This window comes from Protofrankia sp. CiP1_Cm_nod4, assembly GCF_982290645.1.
On record NZ_CEVIVC010000137.1, the window covers coordinates 1,924 to 4,437 of the forward strand.

General features: G+C 72.0%; 2 protein-coding genes. Both read right to left on the minus strand.

Translation table 11 applies throughout. The annotated features are described in order from the left end of the window. The coding region (locus AC5LSR_RS19755) for a hypothetical protein (protein ID WP_493468799.1) at positions 1-960 on the minus strand (960 nt) is incomplete at its 3' end. Further along, positions 957-2,514: methyltransferase, FxLD system (fxlM, locus tag AC5LSR_RS19760; RefSeq protein WP_493468800.1), on the minus strand; the 1,558-nt coding region annotated here is incomplete at its 5' end. The genes AC5LSR_RS19755 and fxlM, both read right to left, overlap by 4 nt.

Sequence of the window (2,514 nt, forward strand, 5' to 3'; positions counted from 1 at the left end):
GTGGGCGAGGTCGGCGGCGATCAGGCCCAGACGGAGGCGGAAGGTGCGGTGTCGTGAGTCGGAACCGAGGGCGAAGTAGGCGTCGGTCATTGCGGCGTATTCGTCGTCGGCCGGGCTGCCGGCCAGGATGTGGATGATGGCTCGCAGGCACGCGGTGACCGCATGTTCCCAGGCGGTGGGTGTGGCGCTGTCGTCGAGAAGATCTTGTGCCTCGGTCGACCGGCCCGCGATGGCGTGATCGATGATCGCGATCTGGCGGCCGTCGAGGAGCCATTGGCCGATGCCGTTGTGGCGTACGGCGTGCTGGTGGGCGTCGGCCCAGCGTCCGGCCTGGCAGAGGGCGCGCAGGCCGTCGGAGAGAAGGACGGTCCACAGCCACCGCACGATCACGACCTGGTCGTCGCCGTCAGCGATGAGGCCGCCGAGTCGGACGGTGTGGCCGTCGACAGTGAGGTCACTGCGTGATCTGGCGGCGTGGAAGAGCGCTTCGTGGAGGCGGTAGGCGGCGATGCTGTCTCCGTCGCGGGTGTGGAGCCGGCCGAGGTTGGTCAAAGGCTGGAGGGCGAGTTTCGCGGTTGCCTGGCCGTAGGGGCCGGGGCCGGTGGTGAATCGGTGGATCTGCCGCCAGCACAGGTCGCGGGCAAGGTGGGGCATGGCGCAGTCGCTGGCGATGAGAGCGGCGAGGTTGAGAGCCTCGGCCGCGTGGAGCAGCGCGTCACCGTCCTGTTCCCAGGCGAGGTCGGCTTTGCGGTGGAGGCGGTTGAGACGGTCGGCGAGGCTGCCGCAGGGAGGCTTCGGTCGGGGGAGCAGCGGGAAGCGCCGCGGCAGGATGCCGAGGAGAGCATCGCGCCGGACGGTGGTGATGGCCGCCGGCTGGGCAGCAGAGCCGATGTCGGTCGCGGATACGACCTGGAGGGAAGGTGCCGTGGGGCGGTGGTGGGTGGCGGTCACGGCGCTCACCAGCTGATCGTGATCTGGGTGTGCGGGGGCTGGATGTGCGTTCTCGAGCCGTCGGCGTCGGCGTCGGTGTGGCTGGGGGTGCGGCGGGCGGTGATCGTGGGCTGGGCTGGCCGGTGCCGGGCCCAGGTGTGGAGCAGATCGGCGAGATGGGTGGTGAGCGTGTCGCTGTCCGGCCCGTGGGCGGTGATGCCGAGTTCGAGAGCGTCGTCGGTGGGTTCGCGGGCGGTGAGGTAGGCGAGGGTGCCGCCGTCGTGGAGTGCGGCTCCGCCCCAGCGCAGGGCGGGGTCTGCGAGGCCGCTGGCGCGGGCGGCGGTGCTGACGGACAGCCGCCCGTAGGAGCGGTCGGTGGCGGTCGCGAGCCACAGGTCGAGATGTTCGGCGGGCTCGTCGTGACGGACGTGGATCCCGGTCCATCGTTGCCGCGGCGGGTGGTGGAGCGCGTCGGCGAGCGCGGGATGGTCGTACGGCTCGGCAGCGTCAATCTTGAGGACGATGTCGTCGGCGAGGCGGACGTGGCCTTCGAGGCGTTCGGCGCTGCCGCGCATCGGGACGAAGCCGCAGACGACCGCGGAGGTGCTGGTCATCTGGCCGGGCCGGTGGTGGTCGAAGGCGAGGGCGCGGGTCAGGCCGCTGCCGTGGAGCCGCAGCGGGATGACGGCGCGGCCACCGACCCGCAGCTGGTCCCACCAGGCCGGCATGAGGTCCGTCGCCTCGGCGGTGACGATCAGCCGGTCGTAGGGTGCGCGGTCCGGGTGACCGAGCGCGCCGTCGCCGCAGAGGACATGGACCTGGTAGCCGGCCGTGCGCAGGTGGGCGGTGGCGCTGGCGGCGAGGTCGTCGTCGAGTTCGATGGTGACGACGTCGCCGCTCTGGCCGACGAGCTCGGCGAGGAGGGCTGCGTTGATGCCGGTCGCGGTGCCGATTTCCAGGACGCGGTCGCCGGGCTGTGGGGCGAGCTGTTCGAGCATGGTGGCGACCAGCGTCGGGCTGGACGCGGACGACAGGGAGGTGCCGTCGGCGGCGCGCCGGGTGACGACCGGCTTGCGGCCGTAGGCGACGTCAAGATCGATGCCCGGTAGGAACAGGTGCCGCGGCACCGTGCGGAACGCGGCCTCGACCTGCGGTGTGTGGAACGTCCCCCAGCCTTTGATGTAGTCGGTGAGAGCGTCGCGTAGCCGCGCGGCCCGCTGCTCGTCGACATCGCCGGTATCGCCGGTCGTGGTGGCGCTGTCATGGCCGGTGTCGGCGGTGTTGTCTGGCCTGGCCGCGGGTTCGTCAGCGGGCGCGGTCCTCGCGGTCCTGGTGGGGCTGGTGTCCGGTGGGTCGAAGATGACCGTGCTGGCGGCGGTGGCGAGGGTGTGCTGGTCGGCCGCGCTGACGCCGTGCCGGTTGAACAGGAACAGCAGATGGTGGGTGAGCACGCCGCGCAGGCCACGGGTCAGGGTGCCGGTGGCGGCCAGGGCAGCGAGGTTCCGGCCGGCATGTTCGAAGGCGCCGGTCCAGTCCGGGGCGGTGTGCAGGGGGCTCGCGGGGGTGTCGGCGCCGGCGGTGACC